At 55.6% G+C, this 1,177-nt stretch carries 1 protein-coding gene; it reads left to right on the top strand.

Translation table 11 applies throughout. From position 1 onward, the window contains the following. Positions 1–1,119 (top strand): group II intron reverse transcriptase/maturase (ltrA, locus tag AACY52_RS28425; RefSeq protein ID WP_339561083.1); only part of this gene is annotated, 1,119 nt, incomplete at its 5' end. Positions 1,120–1,177: the final 58 nt, after the last annotated feature.

Below are 1,177 nucleotides of genomic sequence, written 5' to 3'. Positions count from 1 at the left end.
GCCTATCGGGCAACGCCGTCGCGACGGGTCTATATTCCCAAAGCCGACGGTAGGCTGCGCCCGCTGGGCATTGCCTCTCTGGAGGATAAGATCGTACAACAAGCAGTTGTCACTGTTCTGAATGCGATCTATGAAGAAGACTTTCTAGGATTCTCGTATGGGTTTCGGCCGGGACGTAGCCAGCACGATGCGCTGGATGCATTAACGGTCGCGCTCAAGGGCCAGAGGGTGAACTGGATATTGGATGCGGATATCACGTCGTTCTTTGATGAGATCGACCATGAATGGATGCTGATGTTTCTGGGACACCGAATTGCAGATCGGCGCCTGCTCGGACTTATCTGCAAATGGCTTCAGGCGGGAATAATGGAGGAAGGCCGTAGGGTGGCTGCGGCCAAGGGGACTCCCCAAGGCGCAGTGATATCTCCGTTACTGGCGAATATCTATCTCCACTACGTGCTGGATCTGTGGGCAAGGCAGTGGCGCGAGCGCCACGCCCGTGGCGATGTCATCGTTGTGCGCTACGCGGACGACAGTGTTGTGGGTTTCAGGTTGAAATCGCAGGCCCAGCAATTCTTGCAGCAATTACGAGAACGACTGGCCAGGTTCGGTTTATCGCTTAATGCTTCGAAGACACGGCTGATTCAGTTTGGTCGTTTCGCTACGAGAAATCGCAGAGACCGAGGCTTGGGTAAACCGGAGACGTTTGACTTCCTAGGCTTCACACACTGTTGTAGTACCAACAGGATCGGTGGTTTTCAAATACTGCGTCTGACGGTCAAGAAGCGAATGCGTGCAACGCTGCTGGTCATTCGGGATGAGCTGAAACGTCGACGTCATGAGCCCATCCGGGTTCAAGGGCAATGGCTAAACCGAGTGGTCAGTGGGTATTTCAATTACCACGCGGTGCCGGGAAACCTAATACGTCTTGGCGGTTTTCGTTTGGCGGTATGTCGTCTATGGCGGCAAGCTCTCAAGCGACGCAGCCAGCGTAACCGGCTTCAGTGGTCACGCTACGGACGCCTTGCCGACCTCTATGTACCTAGCCCCAGAAATGCACATCCTTACCCTGAGGATCGCTTCGCGTCACATACCCGAGGCAGGAGCCGTATGCGGTAGTTCCGCACGTACGGATCTGTGCGGGGGGCGGCAGGTAATTGCCGTCCCTACCGCGACC

Source organism: Pseudomonas sp. EA_65y_Pfl1_P113, assembly GCF_963970525.1.
Lineage (GTDB): Bacteria > Pseudomonadota > Gammaproteobacteria > Pseudomonadales > Pseudomonadaceae > Aquipseudomonas > Aquipseudomonas tritici.
This window is presented reverse-complemented; position numbering and strand designations above follow the sequence as displayed.